General features: G+C 62.2%; 18 protein-coding genes and 3 pseudogenes. 8 read left to right on the top strand and 13 right to left on the bottom strand.

The features are described from left to right. Window positions 1–140: 140 nt before the first annotated feature. Window positions 141–392, bottom strand: coding sequence for a hypothetical protein (locus OLX23_RS25600; RefSeq protein WP_264448196.1), 252 nt, complete (start codon window positions 390–392; stop codon window positions 141–143). 126 nt (window positions 393–518) lie between these two features. On the opposite strand from OLX23_RS25600, the gene OLX23_RS25595 reads away from it, so the two are divergent. Further along, complete coding sequence (locus OLX23_RS25595) at window positions 519–1856, top strand: MFS transporter (RefSeq protein WP_264448195.1); 1338 nt, start codon at window positions 519–521, stop codon at window positions 1854–1856. 167 nt (window positions 1857–2023) lie between these two features. Here OLX23_RS25595 and OLX23_RS25590 read toward each other — a convergent pair whose 3' ends face one another. Further along, the gene (locus OLX23_RS25590; RefSeq protein WP_264448194.1) at window positions 2024–2932 is read right to left on the bottom strand and encodes a HEPN domain-containing protein; all 909 of its coding nucleotides are present in this window, start codon (window positions 2930–2932) and stop codon (window positions 2024–2026) included. A gap of 574 nt (window positions 2933–3506) precedes the next feature. On the opposite strand from OLX23_RS25590, the pseudogene OLX23_RS25585 reads away from it, so the two are divergent. Continuing rightward, window positions 3507–3881, top strand: a pseudogene (locus OLX23_RS25585) (lytic transglycosylase domain-containing protein); the annotation flags it as partial. A gap of 436 nt (window positions 3882–4317) precedes the next feature. Here OLX23_RS25585 and OLX23_RS25580 read toward each other — a convergent pair. From OLX23_RS25580 to OLX23_RS25565, 4 genes are all read right to left on the bottom strand, one after another. Next, complete coding sequence (locus tag OLX23_RS25580) at window positions 4318–4506, bottom strand: hypothetical protein (RefSeq protein ID WP_264448193.1); 189 nt, start codon at window positions 4504–4506, stop codon at window positions 4318–4320. Window positions 4507–4512: 6 nt separating this feature from the next. Next, window positions 4513–4920 (bottom strand): hypothetical protein, encoded by a 408-nt coding sequence (locus OLX23_RS25575; protein ID WP_264448192.1) that lies wholly within the window; start codon window positions 4918–4920, stop codon window positions 4513–4515. A gap of 81 nt (window positions 4921–5001) precedes the next feature. Beyond that, window positions 5002–5184, bottom strand: coding sequence for a DUF3606 domain-containing protein (locus tag OLX23_RS25570; RefSeq protein ID WP_264448191.1), 183 nt, complete (start codon window positions 5182–5184; stop codon window positions 5002–5004). A gap of 35 nt (window positions 5185–5219) precedes the next feature. Continuing rightward, window positions 5220–5444 carry a KTSC domain-containing protein gene (locus tag OLX23_RS25565; protein ID WP_264448190.1) on the bottom strand — a complete coding sequence of 75 codons (225 nt, stop codon included), beginning with the start codon at window positions 5442–5444 and terminating at the stop codon, window positions 5220–5222. Between the two features lie 587 nt (window positions 5445–6031). On the opposite strand from OLX23_RS25565, the gene OLX23_RS25560 reads away from it, so the two are divergent. From OLX23_RS25560 to trpB, 5 genes are all read left to right on the top strand, one after another. Next, entirely contained in the window at window positions 6032–7069 is a 1038-nt protein-coding gene (locus OLX23_RS25560) for an ArdC family protein (protein WP_264448189.1), read from the top strand. A 97-nt stretch (window positions 7070–7166) separates the two neighbouring features. Then, window positions 7167–8078 (top strand): chromosome partitioning protein ParB, encoded by a 912-nt coding sequence (locus OLX23_RS25555; protein ID WP_264448188.1) that lies wholly within the window; start codon window positions 7167–7169, stop codon window positions 8076–8078. 207 nt (window positions 8079–8285) lie between these two features. After that, window positions 8286–8777 carry a MucR family transcriptional regulator gene (locus OLX23_RS25550; protein ID WP_264448187.1) on the top strand — a complete coding sequence of 164 codons (492 nt, stop codon included), beginning with the start codon at window positions 8286–8288 and terminating at the stop codon, window positions 8775–8777. Between the two features lie 958 nt (window positions 8778–9735). Continuing rightward, complete coding sequence (locus tag OLX23_RS25545; protein WP_264448186.1) at window positions 9736–9945, top strand: acyl-CoA dehydrogenase family protein; 210 nt, start codon at window positions 9736–9738, stop codon at window positions 9943–9945. Window positions 9946–10064: 119 nt separating this feature from the next. After that, on the top strand, window positions 10065–11309 hold the full coding sequence (gene trpB / locus OLX23_RS25540; protein WP_264448185.1) for a tryptophan synthase subunit beta: 1245 nt from the start codon (window positions 10065–10067) through the stop codon (window positions 11307–11309). Window positions 11310–11342: 33 nt separating this feature from the next. On the opposite strand, the gene OLX23_RS25535 is transcribed toward trpB, so the two are convergent. From OLX23_RS25535 to folE, 5 genes are all read right to left on the bottom strand, one after another. Further along, window positions 11343–12344, bottom strand: a complete 1002-nt coding sequence (locus OLX23_RS25535; RefSeq protein WP_264448184.1) for an acyl-CoA dehydrogenase family protein — start codon at window positions 12342–12344, stop codon at window positions 11343–11345. Continuing rightward, window positions 12341–13531, bottom strand: coding sequence for an acyl-CoA dehydrogenase family protein (locus tag OLX23_RS25530; RefSeq protein ID WP_264448183.1), 1191 nt, complete (start codon window positions 13529–13531; stop codon window positions 12341–12343). The genes OLX23_RS25535 and OLX23_RS25530 overlap by 4 nt, the downstream gene beginning before the upstream one ends. An 81-nt stretch (window positions 13532–13612) precedes the next feature. Beyond that, entirely contained in the window at window positions 13613–14668 is a 1056-nt protein-coding gene (hemH, locus tag OLX23_RS25525) for a ferrochelatase (RefSeq protein ID WP_264448182.1), read from the bottom strand. Window positions 14669–15365: 697 nt separating this feature from the next. Continuing rightward, the gene (locus OLX23_RS25520) at window positions 15366–16319 is read right to left on the bottom strand and encodes an NAD(P)/FAD-dependent oxidoreductase (protein WP_264448181.1); all 954 of its coding nucleotides are present in this window, start codon (window positions 16317–16319) and stop codon (window positions 15366–15368) included. A gap of 5 nt (window positions 16320–16324) precedes the next feature. Further along, complete coding sequence (folE, locus tag OLX23_RS25515; protein WP_264448179.1) at window positions 16325–16939, bottom strand: GTP cyclohydrolase I FolE; 615 nt, start codon at window positions 16937–16939, stop codon at window positions 16325–16327. Window positions 16940–17081: 142 nt separating this feature from the next. Here folE and OLX23_RS25510 point away from each other — a divergent pair, with 142 nt between their 5' ends. Beyond that, window positions 17082–17660 carry a PAS domain-containing protein gene (locus tag OLX23_RS25510; protein WP_264448178.1) on the top strand — a complete coding sequence of 193 codons (579 nt, stop codon included), beginning with the start codon at window positions 17082–17084 and terminating at the stop codon, window positions 17658–17660. A 137-nt stretch (window positions 17661–17797) separates the two neighbouring features. Here OLX23_RS25510 and OLX23_RS25505 read toward each other — a convergent pair. Together OLX23_RS25505 and OLX23_RS25910 are read right to left on the bottom strand one after the other, a co-directional pair. Further along, window positions 17798–18040 (bottom strand): annotated as a pseudogene (locus tag OLX23_RS25505) (fasciclin domain-containing protein); the annotation flags it as partial. A gap of 134 nt (window positions 18041–18174) precedes the next feature. Continuing rightward, window positions 18175–18513 (bottom strand): annotated as a pseudogene (locus OLX23_RS25910) (polyprenyl synthetase family protein); the annotation flags it as partial. Window positions 18514–18642: the final 129 nt, after the last annotated feature.

Raw genomic sequence — 18642 nt, 5'->3', positions numbered from 1 at the left:
CGGCGCTCCGGCCCGGAAAACACTGTGATCTGACCCATCGACCGCTCCAAAGCGCACTCTTACGAGCGCACTTAAGACCGGTCCCTCAGCTCATCGACAAGGCGGGACCCGCCGGATGGGTACCTAAAGGGCCTCGTGACTCACCCAGATTCTTTTGAGGCCGTGTCAATGCGCGGTTCGTCATTCAATGTGGAACTTTCGATCGCCAATGCTTCTGCCGCGCCGGCTATTAGGCCGATGACCAGCGCCGCTTCCGCGCGAGTGAGCGTGACGTTCTCCGCGTCAGGATCACGCAATGCGAGATCCAGCTTGTCGCCAATGTCTTTGCGGACTTGATCAGCGTGCCGCGGGCTGTCTGTCGCTCTGGCGTCGTCATGGATCAGATTTAGCATTGCGGGGTCATTGCGCAATCGAACGTTTGCGTCGGCGTTTCGCAGCTAGGCAGCGCGCAGTATCGCTCCGGTTGAGGTATGTGCGAACCGCGCTAAGTCGGAATCCGACCAAATGAGGCGCGATCCATGAAGCACGAGCAGACTGCCGACCTACCTTACCTGCGAAAGGTGGTGGGCGCATCCATGGCCGGCACGATCGTCGAATGGTACGAGTTCTTTCTCTACGGCACGGCCGCGACGCTGGTCTTCGGGAAGCTGTTCTTCCCTCAAACTGGGAACGAACTCGACGGTATAATCGCGGCGTTCGGTACCTATGCGGTGGGATTCATCGCGCGCCCGCTGGGCGGCATCGTCTTCGGCCATATCGGAGACCGGTTCGGCCGGAAGTCGCTGCTCCAGTTCAGCCTCATGCTGATCGGCGTTTCGACATTCCTGATGGGGTGCCTGCCTACCTACGAAGCCATCGGCTACTGGGCGCCGGCACTTCTCGTGCTCTTGCGGTTCGTTCAGGGCTTCGCGCTCGGTGGAGAGTGGGGCGGGGCGGTACTTCTCGTGGCCGAGAACAGTCCCAATCGAAGCCGCGCGTTCTGGGGGAGCTTCCCGCAGGCCGGCGTCCCACTGGGCAATGTGTTGGCGACGATCGTGCTGCTGATCCTGTCCGCGACGCTTTCCCAAGAGGCTTTCTTGTCCTGGGGCTGGCGCTTCGGGTTCTGGCTGTCCGTTATCATTGTCGGGATCGGCTATTATATCCGGACGAAAGTGAGCGATTCTCCGATATTCGAGGCTGCCAAGGCCGAGGCGGAGGAGCGTGCTTACGATGGCTATGGCCTCGTCGAGGTGTTCCGCCACTATCCGCGCGGCGTTTTCACGGCGATGGGCCTGCGGGTGGGTGAGAACATCCTCTACTACATGGTCGTTACCTTCTCGATCACATATCTTGCGCACATCGGGGTGGGGACCACCAAGATCCTCTCATCGATGTTCATTGCGCATTTGCTCCAGGCAGCCCTGATCCCGGCCGTTGGTGCCCTCGCGGACCGGATCGGCCGCAAGCCGATCTACACTGTCGGCGCCGCGCTCACCGTGGTCTGGCCCTTCCTTGCCTTTCCCATGTTCGGCAGCGGACAGGTTGCGATTGTACTAGCGGGTAATCTGTTCGGAATGGTGGTCCATGCCCTGATGTATTCAGCGCAGCCTGCAATCATGGCCGAGATGTTCCCCGCGCGAATGCGCTACTCAGGTGTTTCGCTGGGCTACCAGGTCACGGCGATCGTTGCGGGGTCATGGGCGCCGCTGATCGGAACGGCTTTGCTGCGCCAATACAACGACTGGATGCCGATCGCGATCTATGTTGCGGTTGCTGGCGCGATCAGCCTTGTCTCAGCGTTCATCATGCAGGAGACCCGCGGGGTGTCGCTTCTGGCGATCGATCGCGAGGATCAGCGGCGCCTGGCGCTGGATTGACCGGGGCTGGCGGTGCCACTGCCTAGACACGCCATACCAATGAGGCCGCAGGCGTTTCCGCCCGCGGCTTCAAGGGTTAATTAGGAACTGACCCTCAGGCTTCGGGTCAGCGTCGGTAAGAACGGCAGATCGGGCCGCGTTTTCAGTGCCGCGGTTGTTGCCCTCAGCTAAGAGCGAGCGATCTCCGCGATCCTCGCGTTTGCAACTTTTTCGACGAGATCGCGCAGGCGTTTTACGGACGTGTACATGGAGTGCAGATCCTCGATCGTGACGTGATAGTTTGGCGAGTATCTCGCATCCACGTATGCCCGCTTCAGGAGCTCAAAGCGTCGGCGATCCAGCTTCGTCGCCTGCGACCAAGCCTCGATCAGTCGAGGCTCCTTCGACTCCGAAAGCGATCTCAAGAACTTGATATTGTGCGATTTTGGGAAGTAGAATGTGGAAGTCAGGAGGAAGCATGCGTAGGCGGTTTCCGCGGCCTGATGAAGATTGAATGCCGCCTTGTTAGGCCATTTTCCCTTTTGGCCTTTCGAGATCGCATGTTGAGCAAGATCTAGCCATTCTGCGGTCGAAGAAAGATAGCTTTCAAAATACCGCTCGGCCATTTGCACGGCCTCGAACTTGCTGAGCGGCATCGGCACCGCCAGCGGATGGCCGGGCAGTTCGTAGAGCACGATGCCGTCGCGCACGATGTCGGCCCAGAAGTATTCCCCGCGCGTGAGGGCATTGTTCACGTCGTTGAGGTCGTGAACAATGATGTTCACCTGGCGGCCGATCGTCTCGTCGCGGAGAATCTTGTCCTCGGCAATGTACCAGTACTCGGCGATATCGGTCAGCTTCTCGTGGCTCACCACGACGAGCAGATCAAAATCGGACTGGTAGCCGCCAACCGGGTCGTCGACCCAGTCGCTGCGTGCGTACGAGCCGAACAGGATGACCTTGAGGATTTTGCCGTTGCGCTTCCAGCCGGCATTGGCGAGCGCGATTGCCTTCTCGAATTCCTCCATGAGGATCTTCGTCGCACGGGCGAGTTCATCCTGCTGCTTGGTTGGCAGGTGGGAAAGGTCGTCGCGCACGGTGTTGAAGGTTCCGGTCTAAAGTGCCGCGTGTGCGGCGGAGGTTCTCGCTTTATTCTCGCCCGCTCGGTTGGGAAAAGCAATGTTGGAAGGTGCCAATTTCGTGGGATCGGCGGTGCCTTGCTCACCGGGTTTCGATCGAGCCGCGAGCGGGTGAGGAGCATGAGACGGACGTGTGACCAGCCATTCGTCGCATCGATGCTGACCGGTCTATCGCGAGCGTGCTAAGCGGCGGGGCATGTCGTTCCTGTGTTATCTTGGCCGCCACAAGCCTTCGATGCAGTCTGTGCACTTCAGCAAAACGGGCGGCCACGCGGCCCTCTGCGAAAGTTGCGGCGTTCCGATCGAGCGTGAAGGCAAGGGCTCCTGGCGGACTAGTCCGGCACTTGGCGGTCTCGAGCCGGTTCGCGTCGATCATCACGAGCGTGCCCAGCAGTGATAGTTTGCGATTGGGTATCGGAGTGGTCGGACACCCGGGCACAAAGACCTGCGTAACGACGCTGCCGGGCTTCGGGGAAATCGACGCGGATCGTGTGGTCGGAACCACGAAGCTGCTACGGGAAAGTTGACTGCCCTGACGGCTCTGGTTCTCTCCTGTACGGCGCCGGCGCGCGCCGATCGGCCAATGGCGGCCGCTGATTGATGAGGCCTCCTTGCGCTTCGGCATCCCGGCGGCTTGGATCGAACGCGTGATGCGCGGAGAGCGCGGAGCGCACGAGGGCAGCCAGTCGGCCGATCGTGAGCCACGCCGGCGCAACGGGGCTGATGCAGCTCATGCCGGGAACTGTGCGGCGATGCGCGACCGGGTAGGGCTGGGCCGGGATCCCCATCATCCTCGCGACAACATTCTGGCGGGGACCTTGTACCTGCGCCTCATGTACCGGCGTTCGGCTATCCGGGGCTGATCGGTTCCTACAACGCTGGGCCCAAGCGCTATGCCGACCATGTCCTCCGGTGGACAGGTCATCGGTCAGCGTCAGTCGCTAGGCTCTATTCACGCACATGAGACGGCGACGAAGACGCTGGGCATCTTTTTCCCGCTCTCGCATTCCGATTGCCCGACCGAACCATGATCCGCTCTGCTTGAACATCGTCACTACCGTGATGACGGGGGCTTCTGTTTCGGCGTCGACTGGGGCGGGGACCGGTGGCGGGGCTGGAGCTCGAGGCGACCCTCGCGGATAAGCTTTATGCGATTAAGCGCCGCGGTCATGCCCTGCGCGCGGCCTATCGCATTTTCCGTCTGACACGAATCCCAGAAATAGCGAATAGCCTCTGCTGGCACGCCGACAAAGCGCAGGGTCTTGAGCGCCAGGCGAACGTCCGCTCCGGTCTGCGGTCCCTCGTCCGCGCGTAGCGAGGCTGCGTGCAGGACCTCGATCGCATCATCCATCGCTGAGCATCGCGATCGTCTCGGACGCGAACAGACGGATTGCCTCTTGCCAATAGGGGCCGGCATTGTCCCAGTCGGGATCGATCTCGCGGTCCCGTCGCGCGTCCCACATGCGTTGCGCGAGGTCCTCGACCAGGCTGTCGCGATCGTTGTTGGCGCAGAGCCGGCAGCGAAGAGCCATGGCGCGTCAGAGACAGGCCCAGTCCAGCTCGGCATCGTCGAGCGCCGCGTATGCGTCGCCTTCAGCGCGCACCTCGCCCAGATATCGCCGCACGTCGTCAGGATTTCCGCGCGCAGGAAAGTCTCGGTCAGCCTGGAATGCGCGCGATAGCTCGCCGATCCAGCCCTTGCGCCCCTTCTGCGCGAGAAGCCACGCGCCGAAAGGCGGCGCGGGCTGTGCGGCTTGAGGAAGCGGCGGCTCGGTGGGCGCTTCGGGGATTGATGGCTCCGCGATCTGGTGGAGCAGCTCGCTGGCCGGACGCACCACGAAAGGTGAGCGTCCCATGAAATCGAAAGCCCGCTGGCCGGCGGCCTCGGCCTGGGCGAGGGTGGGCCGCGGCGCGTCTTCGGCGTCGATCTCGGGGGGGGACAGCATAATAGGGCTCCGGCGACTCAGCGAGCTCAGGCCATATCATGTTCTTCCTATGTTCCGAAAGGCGCCGCGGCTGGATTGTGCTCAGGCCTTGATCGCGCGCGCGGCCTGGTCGAGCTTTTCACGGCTATTGCCGTGCTCGTCGATGAGCTTCTGCGCCTGATCGATCGAGATTCCGTGCCGATCCGCGAAATGGCGGACTTCGTAGTCCTCGCCGGCGGCGACGAACCTGCGGTCGGTGCCCTGCTTGGTCTTGTCGTCTGACATGCGTCTATTCCTTCTCTGGCTTGATATGATCCGCGTCAATGGCGGTGGCGGCCGAGCCTGGGGAACGCGGCGGCGCCCGCGCGGTCGCATCGGGGGAGATCCTGCTCGTCGCCTCCGCAGAGTTGTTCGTAGACCTCGGGCGGAACGTCGGAGAAATCGTAGCGGCGACTGCCGCGGAACCAGACGGTCAATGCCCTGGTGCCCGGGTCGTAGCCGACGCGTTCGATGCTCGCCGTGCCCCTATGCTCGTGATTGCTCATGCCTTCACTATGCGGGGAGAGAGTCTCGGGTTCCGCTGTCTTCGTCTCTCTGCGGCGAGGCGAATCCGTCGAGCGCTGGGGCGAGTCCGGCCGGAGGGATCGGGAACGCCGGAGTGGAATTTGGTAGGGGCTCGCTCATGCCGCCAAGATCGGTGGCTATGGCGATGATGGCGGTAAGGATGTTCACCGCCTCGCCCGACGGGCCGACCAGGCTCTACGGCGCTAGGCTCGGCCAGTCCTGAGCCTGACCTCGCCAAGCTCCGCCGGGCCGCTTTGCGTCCCGGCCGGAGGTGACGATCCTGTGGCGGGGCCGGAGCGCGGGGGCGCTCCGGGGAAGCGGACGCCGCGCCTCGTGGGCGCGGCGGCGTTGTTGGTGGCCTGTCCCCGACGCGCGGCGGGTGAGCGGCGCGCCCTTCTGGCCGCGCCCCGGTGTCCCGCAAGCCGGCGTGCCGCCGGCTCCTCCGCTTCGCTGCGGCCCTACGGGTGCGGGCCCCCTCCTGGGCGCGGCCGGCAGGTCGTCTCGCCGCCCACCCTCCGCTCTTTGGGGGGAGGCCATGGGCCTTCTGGGCGGCGTGTGGAGGTGATCCTTGCGCCAGCATCCCAACCGTTCCGCCAACCGGCAGACCCGCGCAGTGCGGGGCCAAGGCCGGGCCTGTCTCTACGACGAGGTGACGAGCCGCATTCTCGGCGAGCTCGCCGAAGGCCGCCTGCCATGGGTTCAGCCTTGGGGGCTTGCCGGGGCCACAGGCGCCGGGCTGCCGCGCAATGCAGCGTCGAGGCGGGCTTACTCGGGCATCAACGTCCTGATCCTGTGGGGCGCGGTCATCGCGGGCGGCTATCCTTCGCAGGGCTGGCTGACCTTCCGCCAAGCGCAGGACCTCGGCGGCTCGGTGCGGCGCGGCGAGAAGGGGACCGGCGTCGTCTATGCCGACCGCTTCACCCCCGAGAGCGAGAAGGCGCGCGCGCTCGAGACGGGCGGCGAGGCACGGGCCGTGCCCTTCCTCAAGCGCTTCACCCTGTTCAACGTCGCCCAGTGCGATGGCCTGCCCGAGCGGATCGAGTCCAGTCCCGCGCCGCTGCCCGAACGCGAGATCGTCGTCGCCGCCGAAGAGGTCGTCGCGGCCTCGGGCATCGATTTTCGGATCGGCGGCGACAAGGCCTTCTATCGGCCTTCCGCCGACTTCGTGCAGGTGCCGCCCCAGCCGCTGTTCTTCGACCAGATCAATTTCTATCGCACCGTATTCCACGAGCTGACCCACGCGACGGGTCATGCCTCGCGGCTCGCGCGGCCGATGGACGATCCTTTCGGGTCGCCCGGCTATGCGCGCGAGGAACTCGTTGCCGAAATGGGCTCGGCTTTCGTCTGTGCCGCGCTCGGTATCGTCCCGACCGTGCGCCATTCCGATTACATCGGTGCCTGGTTCGAGGTGCTGGCTCAAGACAACCGCGCGATCTTCCGCGCCGCGAGCCAAGCCAGCAAGGCCGCCGACTGGCTGCTCGGTCGCCATGCCGAGGCCGGGATCGGGCAGGCCGCAACCGCCCAGGCGGCGAGCGAAGAGGACGCTGACAGGCAATTCGAGGACGCGGGGCCAAGTCCGGCTGTGCTGATGGGAGACGCGGCATGATCGTCCTGCCGCCCGTGCTTCGCGCTTCGCTTCGCTTCGCTTCAACCACTTCGCGCGCCGCACCGCCAAGCGCAAGGGCGGGCGCGTCTACATCGATGTGGCGCAGAGCGGCGAGGTCACCTTCCACGAAGGCTATGTCAGCCAGAAAGAGGGCCGGGCGGCGGAGAAAGGCGAGGGCGGCGAACCCGCCGCCAAGCCCGCACGCTCCGAGGTCACGGCCAATCTCGGCACCTATGTCGACCTGCACCGCCATGCGGCGACGCGGTCGGCGCTGCTCGGGGCACCGGGCGTGGCGCTGCGGCTGATGGTGGCGCATGCCGTCGTCGGCTCGCCGCTCTGGACGGTCAGGCCCGAACCGCAGGCTACGCGCGACGATGGCGTGTCGCAGAGCGTTGCGGCCTCCAAGGCCGAGGCCGAATTCGACCGCGCCCGCCTCAAGGTTCTGCGCCTGCTCGGCCTATCCGAGGACGAGCCGCGCGTGACCGGCGGTAACGGCGATGGCTTTCGGTTGGCGGGGCTGTTCCTGCGACTTATGGCACTCGGCGACGAGGGCGTCATGGCCGTGCTCGCCGTCGTCATGGGCGAAACGCTCGACGCCGGTAGCCCCGCCGTCGATGCGGTCGCGGCCGAAATCGGGGGCGACATGGCCCAATACTGGCATGCGGACGACGTGTTCTTCGACCTCCTGCGCGACCGCGAAGTGCTCGTCGCGATGGTCGAGGACGTGGCCGGCGCGCGGGTTGCCGAGGCCAATGCCAAGGAGAAGGGCAAGACCTTGAAGGGAATCATCGAGGCGCATCTCGCCGGGGCCGATGGCCGCGAGAAAGTCGAGGGCTGGGTGCCGCGCTGGATGGCTTTCCCGCCCTCGGCCTACACGACGCGCGGTGGCGTGGACTCGGTTGCGGCGGCCGGGATCGTCGATGCGGCACGCGAGGCACTGGTGTCCGAGACGCCCAGTGAGGATGAGGCGGGAGAGAACCGAGAGCCGCCGCAGCCTTTGACCGCTTGATCGGCAAGAGGGTGGCGCGGCTTCGCGCCACCCTCTTATCCTCGCATAGAACAGGCGGAATTTTCGGCCGCCCCGCTCGTCGCTGATGCGGCTCGCGGGGTGATTTCTTCTTTGGGGCAAAGGACGACGGGCACCTCATGAAGGAAGATTAATTTGACGTCGCAAATATAGCATCTAGGAGTATCAATCCGAAATGGAGTTATTTGCATGGCCGAAGAACAGACCGACAGCACCCTTCTGGAACTCGCGACCGAGCTGACGATCGCCTGGTTGTCCAACCCGAACACGCGTGCGTCGGCCGAAGAAGTTCCCACTTTCCTCCAGACCATGCATGGCGCGGTGACCAATCTTGCCGCGCCCCAGGCCGCGCAAGAAGCGGGTCCTGCAGCTGAAGAATTTACGCCCGCCGTGTCGGTTCGCCGTTCGCTCGCATCGAAAGATCATCTGATCTCGATGATCGACGGAAAGCCCTACAAGACCCTGAAGCGCCACCTCTCGACGCACGGCCTGACGCCTGCCGACTACCGTGCACGCTATGGCCTCAAGGCCGACTATCCGATGGTCGCCGAGAGCTATGCCGAGATGCGCCGCGGCCTCGCCAAGAAGATCGGTCTTGGCCGCAAGCCTGGCACCAAGGTGGCAAAGACCGCAGCCACGCCGGCCACCAAGCGCAGGCCGAAACCCGCAGCCAGCGAGTAGAACACGCAGCCACGTGCGAGGCGCGCGGGCGCGGCCCGTGCGCCTCGCGTAATGCCTGACCCGGCGACATCCCGCGCTCAAAAGAACGCGCGGCAGGTGCTCCCAGATAAGAAAAGCCCCCGCCTTTCGGCGAGGGCTAAGGGAATATCGGCGGCCGCTGAGCGGGAGGGGGGAAAGGGCGCGGCAGCCGTTTATCCTACTACGCCTCAGCCGCCGCGATGGTTCCCGACCCGCACGAGCGGTGCTTGCGAATGACGCTCCTGGTCTCGCCGCACAGCGCGCATGCATCGCGATCTCGCTCGAAACCGTCGATCCCGGCCAATTCGTGGGTGTGGCGCTCGACGGTTCGCCCCGCGCGAGATCGAGGCGCTCGGCAATACAGGCCTCGCACGCCGGGGCTGGCGCCAGCCGCTCGATCAGCCCCCGCACGCGGTCCACGGGCGAATCTACAAGGAGAATTACCATGCCCGTAATCGGCCACCTTACCCTCGCAGCATCCGTAGGCCCGGCTGCCGGATAGATCATCTAAAGCGATGCACGTGGTTTGGAGGCCAATCTTCTGGTTTGTAACCATAAATCGATAGCATTGGGGTAACATTCATTGTTACATCGATGCTCCCCCGCCAGAAAATTGGGATATGCGGTGGCGCAACTCGAGCGATAGTTGAGCCGATGCAACCTGTCCTAATGGGACAATTGCAGGAGCTACAAACATCGCCAGTCTTATCCCCGTGAGATATAATGGCTGACAAAAGCGAAGACGGCTTGGGCGGAGTCTGGGGTATGCAGCGTCGCCTGCTGCTTGCCAGTCCACGCGACTTCTATACCGGCGCAGATCGTGCGATCGAGACGCCTGGCCAAGGTTATGCGAACTACCTGACGGCCCAGCTGCTCAGTATCGCGCCAGCTGGGTTCAGGTCGAAGGCACGACCAACCTCGCCTATGGCCCGGGACCAAGGTGTTCTCATCGGAGAAGTTAACGCTCGATTCGCGCGACCTGCTCGACCTCACCGCCCCCTATTCGCTGTCGAAGCGCAAGGGCCCGGCGGGCAAGCTCAACCAGGCCTATCGCCATGCCCACGGCGCGACGATCTACGGCGGCTCGAGCGAGGTCCACCGCTCGATGGTCGCCGAGCAGGGCCTCGGCATGCCGAGATCACGCGGATGATTGATCCGACGGTAGGTTTTTTGGAGAGCGCTTCAGCCGCACTCATCAAGTCCGCTGATACAGAAATAAACATCGAGCCAATTTGCGGGGCGTAGGCTCAGGGTCGTAAGGAAAAGATCATGAATCAGGTCATCCACCCTCGTAACTCAATGCGAAACTTACCTGATCAGACCGGTCACTTCGGCGCATTCGGCGGTCGGTACGTCGCCGAGACGCTGATGCCGCTAATCCTGGATCTCGAACGCGAATACAACGCGGCGAAGAAGGACCTGGCCTTCCGCGCGCAGTTCGACGACCTGCTCGAGCACTTCGTCGGCCGCCCGAGCCCGCTCTATTACGCGCCGCGGATCACCGCGCATTATCGCGACAAGGCGCCCGCAGGTAACGGCCCGAAGATCTACTTCAAGCGCGAGGAGCTCAATCACACCGGCGCGCACAAGATCAACAATTGCGTCGGCCAGATCCTGCTCGCCATGCGCATGGGCAAGACGCGGATCATCGCCGAGACCGGCGCTGGCCAGCACGGCGTCGCCACGGCGACGGTCGCTGCGCGCTTCGGCCTGCCCTGCACGATCTTCATGGGCGCCAAGGACGTCGAGCGGCAGAAGCCCAACGTGTTCCGCATGAAGCTGCTGGGGGCCGAGGTCCATCCGGTGACCTCGGGCGCCGAGACGCTCAAGGACGCGATGAACGAGGCGCTGCGCGACTGGGTCGCCAATGTCCACGACACCTTCTACATCATCGGCACGGCCGCGGGCCCGCACCCCTATCCCGAGCTGGTGCGCGACTTCCAGTCGGTCATCGGCAAGGAAACCCGCGAGCAGATCATGAAGGCCGAGGGCCGCCTGCCCGACATGCTGGTGGCCGCCGTCGGCGGCGGGTCGAACGCGATCGGCCTGTTCCACCCGTTCCTCGACGACGCCGACGTGGCGATGGTCGGCATCGAAGCCGCCGGCCACGGCATCGAGAGCGGCCAGCACGCCGCCAGCCTCAAGGGCGGCAAGCCCGGCATCCTCCACGGCAACAAGACCTACTTGCTGCAGGACGAGGACGGCCAGATCACCGAGGCGCACTCGATCTCGGCAGGCCTCGACTATCCGGGCATCGGTCCCGAACACTCCTGGCTGCACGAGAGCGGCCGCGTCGAATATGTGCCGATCACCGACAAGCAGGCGCTTGAGGCGTTCCAGCTCTGCTGCGAGCTCGAAGGCATCATCCCCGCGCTCGAAAGCTCGCACGCGCTCGCCGCGCTGCCCGAGCTGACCCAGCGGCTCGGCGAAGACCAGATCCTCGTGGTCAACGTCTCGGGCCGCGGCGACAAGGACATCTTCACCGTTGCCGAAGCGCTGGGAGCTGACATCTGAGGCCCATCAACCAGTGCTCGCCGCGCGCCTACTTCAACCCGTCAGTTGCATGATCATCTGCCGACCAGCTGCCTCGAACCATTCATCTTCAGTGCCGCCAAGCATATCGTTCAAAAGCGCACGTTTGAGGAAGCGGTGGCACCTGTGCTCGCTCGTGAGCCCGATGCCGCCATGCAACTGTACCGCCTCTTCCACGACGTGATGGAAAACCCCGGCCGCATAGGCCTTAAACGCGCCGACCCGCTCGATGTTCACGTCTGCTTTCATGTCTTGCCACAGCATCGCCTCGGCACCTGACAATGCGGTGAAGAGATCGGCGCTACGGTGTTTGAGCGCCTGAAACATCGCCAACGGCCTGTCAAACTGGTGCCGCACCTTCAAATGATCAATCGTCATTGCAAGGATCGCCTGCGCGCCTCCTAGCGAATCCGCTGCGAGGGCGTGAAGCACGTTGCCGTTGAATTCATCCCAGACTGTACGCGCAGCATCGCCTTGCGCTATTGAGACACCCCGGTCGACGGCAACATCATTGAGGGAGACGTCGAACATGCGCCGCGTCTCATCCCACATCCGTCGTTCTCGGATCTCGATACCGCTGGCATCCAAAGGATACAGGAGAAGCCGGTCCGAGGCAGCGACGAGAATCCTCGCAGCGTCGTGAGCATCAGGGACCGCTTTCAAATGTCCGTTGATCCTTCCATTCGCCTCGGTGGCTGTGGTAAATGTCAGTGACGATGTGAACAGCGCGCCTTGGAGGGCCTCTTGCAGCGGGTCGCGTTGATGGCATGCTACAAGCGCTTGTATCACTGACATATGGGCTGCAACCGAACCGGGACCAAGCACACGGCCAAGTTCATAATGAAGGACGGTCTCGGCCCCCCTTTCTAACTCCAGCCCGCCAAGTGTTGTTGGCACCCGGATACCTAGCCACCCCAGGTCAGACATCAGGCGCCAAACCCGTCCAGCGTCGCAGGAAACGGTTTCATCGCCAAAAACCTCACGCGCAACTACCTGAAGTTCTTCTCTGAAAATCATGATGCAGCTTCCGGCTTAGCAGACATTCGGGGCTCGCGCGGCATGCCAAGCAACTTTTCTGAAATTATATTGCGTTGAATTTCATCGGAACCGCCAGCGATCGTCCATGCATAACTATTCATGAAGTCTGCCATCCAATTGCCTGTCTCCATGCCGCCTCCAAATGTAATGGGCGTATGAACTTGGCCTTCGAAGGATGCTAATCGCAGGCCAAAAGCGGTGAACTCGCGAAGAACTCGCGCATAATGAAGCTTGATGAGCGAAGCATGGCCCGGCTGCTCCTCGCTAGCTATGCGCCACGCTAGATACTGATCGGCCAAGGCGTTGGTTGCCTGCACTCTAGTGGCTAGGCGGCCAAAATCCCGTAAGACCCCCGTGTCCTCCTCGCGGCCGCCGCAAGCGATCTGGTCGGCGATCCGCCACATCGCGCCCCGCATTCTCTCGCTAAGTTCCAGCAAGGTCAGGCCACGCTCGGAAGCCAGCGTCGCTTGGGCAACGACCCAGCCTTGGCCCTCTTCCCCCAACCGATCAGAGGCCGGTATTTCAACGTCGTCAAAGAATATTTCCGCGAATTCTTCGTCGCCGTGTATCTGATGGATAGGCCTGATGGTAATGCCTGGCCTGTTCAAATCGCATAGAAGAAATGTAAGCCCTCGCTGTTTGGGAGTTTCGTTGCTTGTTCGTGCGAGAAGCAAGCACTTGTCCGCATACTGGGCCACCGTTGACCATATTTTTTGCCCGTTGACGATGTAACTATCGCCGCGCCGGCTTGCCTTGGTTCGCACACTGGCGAGGTCCGATCCCGCACCCGGTTCGGAGAAACCTTGGCACCAAATTTCGCCGTCAAGGATAGCGGGCAAAAGGCGGTCTTGTTGCTCCTGGGTTCCCCACTCCATGATCGTGCAGGCGGCATGATAGGTCGACACAAAGGTCAACAGCAGGCGCGGAGCATCGGCTCGGGCAAGCTCTTGGTAAATTACCTTCTGTTCCTCCAGCGACCTTCCGCCTCCAGGCCAATTGGCGGGCCAGTGCGGGACCGCATATCCGCCGTCCACGAGCCTGCGAAACCAATCGCGCTGAATAGTCACAAATTGCGAAGGGTCGACAGAGGCATGTCTCCAGCCCTTGGGCACATTGCAAGCGAGCCAGGCCCGCACCTCCGCGCGAAATTCATCCAAGCCGGTCATTTGCTCACGTCCGCCATTTCTCAGTCTGTTGCAATGCGATAGCCTTCTGGAAAATTTCTGTGAGCTTCCCTTTGGGACATGTCAGGCGGAACCACGCAGTGCGGGGTGGGAGTTCGTGGGCTGACCTAGCCAACCCAAAAGTTCGCGCCGCACGAGCTTCTCGAGCATCTCCACGCCTCGTCGTTCCGCGTTGAGGCATCGCAGATATGCGAAGTCCTGCCCGCCGGCTGCGTGAAAGGTCTCGCGTCCTTCGATGGCGATTTCCTCTAGTGTCTCGAGGCAATCCGCCGAAAATCCTGGCGCCGCTATCGCAACGCGTTTGACACCGCTTCGCGCAAGTTCGGACAATACTTCATCTGTATAGGGCTGAAGCCATTGCGCAGGACCAAACCGCGATTGAAAACTGACTGATACGCAAAAGTCTTGTCGGCGAGCGAGCAAGCCTCGCTCAATCGAGGCTGCCGTTTCGACGCACTGCGCGCGGTACGGGTCTCCGAGCTCGACGCTCCGCTGCGGCAGGCCATGGAAGCTTAGAATGAGCACCTCGGGATCGAACTCGAGAGCAGCGATCTGGTCGTCGATATCGTCAACAATGGCCTCGAGATATTCATTCTCGCCAAAATAAGGCGGCAGAAATCGCAGGGTTGGCTGCCGGCGTTTGCGTGCAAGCCAAGATGACACGCTGTCGACGGTCGAAGCGGTCGTTGCCGCAGAGTATTGCGGATATAGGGGCGCGACGAGAATCCGATCGCAACCGTCGGCCTGAAGCCTATCGAGCTCATGAGCCAGGGATGGCTCTCCATATCGCATGGCCCATCGCACGGCGACGTGTGCCGCCAGACGCTCCTGCAGCATCCGCGCCTGGCTGGAGGTGATTGTGGCCAGAGGTGAGCCTTCTGCGGTCCAAACCTTTCGGTAGGCTCGAGCAGAACGCCGAGAACGTAGTGGAAGAATAACCCCCCGAAGGATTGGAGCCCACAGAAGCCGCGGAATTTCCACAACCCGCCGGTCAGATAGAAATTCCGCGAGATAGCGCTTGACGGCTTTCGAGGTCGGCGCTGCGGGCGTGCCAAGATTGACCAAGAGGACGCCGACCTTTTGAATGGATTCGTCCTCCAGCTTGTCAATCTCCCCCAAGTTTCCGATCCCAGTGCTATTTTCGGCCGATGGATCTACAGCCGGTGCAACGCCATCGCCTAACCATTTGGCTGAGCTTTGCACGCTCTCGCTCCGTGATGCTTTTCATCCTAGGTCGGGAGCTGGCGCAACCTGCCCCTAGGGGCATGGTTCACCAAGATTAGAGCCTAGCCTGTCTTGGACAGCGCCGAGTGTTAGCTGCACTCGGGCCTACAAGGGACGCCAACGTCGATCCGCCGCTCTCGCGATCTGATAGGGGCTAGGCGGATCTCATAGGCTTCGGGCCGAGTGATCCGTGGTCAGCGACTATCTGAACTCGGCAGTGCTGCAGGTGGCAGGCGCGCACGAAGCATGCACAGTGTTCGGAAGTAGCCAGGGTTGAAGACGTCCGCGTCGACACCATCCAGATCTTCGATTGATCATTTCGCTATACATCGCTGTCCAGGCCTATTGACGGCAGGGCGTCATGCCGTGGACCGGCAATCAATGCCGCTAGGAAATGGCTGGCTAGGAACGCTGTGAAGGCGAGGATTGGGGAGACCATGCAACGAGGTTCGCTATATCTCTCGCGTCGGGGAAGGCAGGAGCGCGAAGCCTTGAAACGAAAGGTCTGCCTTGTCCGCGCATCTTCACTGACGCACGGCAGAATATTGATGGCCTTCGTGACGAGTTTCGCATCGAAATGCTCTGGCCGAACTCACGCCGCAGTGGCGTCCAGATCCCGGCCGAGGCATTTAACCAATTGAGCCCCTAGCCGATGGCCTGAAAGCCATGCTGCCTCTATGTTAGAGCCGAGGCACCAATCGCCGCAGACACCCAGTTTCAGCCTGTCATTCCATAACGTCGTGCCGGGGCCGCCATAGGGTATGGCGAAGCGCCATCGATGCGCCTTGAGGAAGCTCGCGGGCGGCAGTGCACCATCGACCAGTTCTCGCAATGCGCCGAATAGGAGTTGGGCGACATCTTCGCGCGGGCGTTCCAGATGAGCACGCGACCACTCTTGCGAGGCATGAAGAGTCCAGCAATCGGGCGCACCATCGGCAGGTGCCTCTTGTTTATGTACCAATGCGGCAAAGGTCTTGCCGGATGTTGTCAGGGCGCGCGCGATCTCTGCCGGCTGCGCGAAAGCAACCATCACCGCCCAGCATGGCGCGGACTGAACCATGGCGGCCGGACGCGCCATTCCAAGATCGTGCAGCGACAGCAAAGGCGCGGCCTGCTCTGCTGGCAGGGCAAGAACCACGGTGCTGAACGGGCCCTGCGCAAAATCATCGCCAGCGACAATCCAACCATCGGCACGCCGCTCCAGGCGTCGCACGTTGGCGCCAAAGCGAGCATTGTGGTTAGCACATTGAGCCGACACCAGGCTTGCCATGGTGGGGGCGCCCACCATCAGATCGGGCGATGACGGATCGGGAGGCGCAAGCCAGCCAGACCTGCGCCAATCTTCGGCCTCTCGGCGAAACTCAGCAGAGTGCGCGACGAAACCTGGCGCGCCCAGATCCCAGGTCATATTGTCTATGGACACGCTCGCCAGCCGACCACCGGGGCGTCTGCCCTTGTCGAACAGCGTCACATCGTGCCCTTGGGCCGTGAGTTTAGCAGCGCAAGCGAGGCCGGAAATCCCGGCGCCAATGATGGCGACCGACATGGCGATCAGCCATTAGTCATCAAAGAAAGCACCTCTTTTCGACTGTTCGCATCATCGCGAAAGCAGCCGAGCATCTTGCTTGTGACCAGATCGACGCCATGGACGCGAACGCCCCGGCCGGTCATGCAGCCGTGAGAGGCCTTGACCACGACTGCGACGCCTTGAGGACGTAGGTTCTCCCAAATGCACTGCGCGATCTGCGCTGTCAGGCGCTCCTGTATCTGCAGCCGCCGAGCGTAACCATGGAGGACCCGGGCAAGCTTCGAGATGCCCACGACACGCTCAGTCGGAAGATAGGCGATCGAGGCAGTCCCCACGATCGGCGCGAGGTGGTGTTCGCAATGGGAGTGAAACGGAATGTCGCGAAGCAAGACGATCTCGTCGTAACCGCCGACTTCATCGAACGTGCGGGACAGGTGGATTGACGGATCCTCGCCGTAGCCTGCACAATAGTCGCGCCATGCCCGGCCGACACGGGCTGGGGTGTCTCTCAGACCCTCTCGATCGGGGTCATCTCCCGCCCAGCGCAGCAAGGTCGTAACCGCATCGAGAACTTTTTTTGGAACCTCATCCTGAACTTCGACGCGACCGGGAAAGCTAATCGGGGGCATGGCGTTCATAATAATTTCCTGTTTGCCTGGCCTCCGGCTTGCAGCGGTGGCAAGGGCTCTCAGCACGTGGCAGCCGGCCTTGTCGCTTCTAGGGTGGCGCCTGATCCGCTACGATATGGCCTTACGGGAAGTGACAAAGGGCACGAGGATCATGACACCAGACTCCCTCATCGCAGACAGCAATATCGCCGCCGTCGTCAGCGACCCTCGCCGCACCGACAATCCGATTGTGGCTTGCAACGAGGCATTCATGATTCTGACCGGTTATGACCGCGATGCGATCATCGGACGAAATTGTCGATTTCTGCGCGGAGCGGGGACGGAAACGCAGCAGACGGCAAAACTTCGCGAAGCCGTTGCGCAGCGCCGACCGGCGATGGTCGAGCTTATCAATTATCGCAAGGATGCCAGCGCATTCCGCAACGCGGTCATGATCGCGCCGCTTTTCGACGATAAAGGGGAGCTCCTGTATTTCCTCGGATCGCAAATGGCGATCGACGATCAAATGGAAGAACGGCGTCGCCGCGCTCTGACACTGATCGAGGCCTTGTCGCAGCGTCAGCGTCAGCTTCTCACCGCGATGGTGAAGGGAAAGCTAAACAAACAGGTGGCATACGAGTTGGACCTCACCGAACGGACCATAAAGATGCACCGCGCGGCGACCCTGCGCAGTCTGGGGGTAAGAACGGTGGCCGACGCGATCAGAATTGGGATCGAAGCCGGTCTCTAGATCGCATAGCATCGAGCTCGGCGCCGGAAGCTGTGAACAGCGCCTTTTGCCAGCAGCCCGAGCTCCTTGAATTATGAAGGGCCGGAGGCGTCGCGCCACCCGGCCTTCCGCGAGGGTTTGCGCAGGCTCGCCCGTTCTTACCCGCGCATGGAGACGGCATCTGTGACGTGAATGACACCCTTGGATGTGGCAAGATCAGCCTTCAGAACGGATGCTTTACCGCCCTTCGTGTCGATGATGACCACCTTGTCTCTTTCGATGCGCGGGGTCGGGAAGCCGCCTTGCAGCGTCGTCAGCCTCGCTTGGCCGCTGCTGGTCTGGATCGTGCTCATCAACTGCGAGGTCGACAGAGTTCCGGATACGATGCGATAGGTGAGAACACCGCGGAGCTGCTACTTGGTCTCCGGCTTGAGCAAGATCGCAACCGTTCCCGACGGTAGTTTTCAGGCGGCGGGCCGCCTTCACCAGATTATGGCAGGCCCCGGCAATCCGCCGTGAACTCCAGTCGCGCTCATCAATGCCTGCGTTTGGCGGCGAAGCGTGTCAATTCACGCAGCGGCTGCGCTCGAGTGCCAAAGCATTTCAATGCCTCGTAGCAGGCATCTTCCAATCGAGCCGCTTCGATGGTCGAGCCCGAAAGTCCTATGACGGTAAGCGCGGTAGGGCGACCCGCATCCGCATCTTTCCCGGGCGTTTTCCCGAGCGTCGTGGATGTCCCGACAATATCGAGAATGTCGTCGCGGACTTGAAAAGCAAGCCCCAGGTGGTCGGCAAACGTAAATAGGCGCGCGGCCTCCTCAGCGCTGCAATCTCCAAGTACTGTGGCTGCCTCCACGGCGTAACGAATAAGAGCGCCGGTTGTGTTTCGGCGTGCAAGTGGTGCCCACCTGACTCGGTGATCGGCGCCTAATCGGGGACCACCCCCGGGTCATCTATGGTCGTCAGCTTTTTTGGTTGGCGACGAGGCGGAGGATGACGACGG

Origin of the sequence: Novosphingobium sp. JCM 18896, from assembly GCF_025938095.1 — a bacterium.
In the GTDB taxonomy this organism is placed as follows: Bacteria; Pseudomonadota; Alphaproteobacteria; order Sphingomonadales; family Sphingomonadaceae; genus Novosphingobium.
The sequence above is the reverse complement of the archived record's forward strand: the minus strand, read 5'-3'. Positions and strand labels throughout refer to the sequence as shown.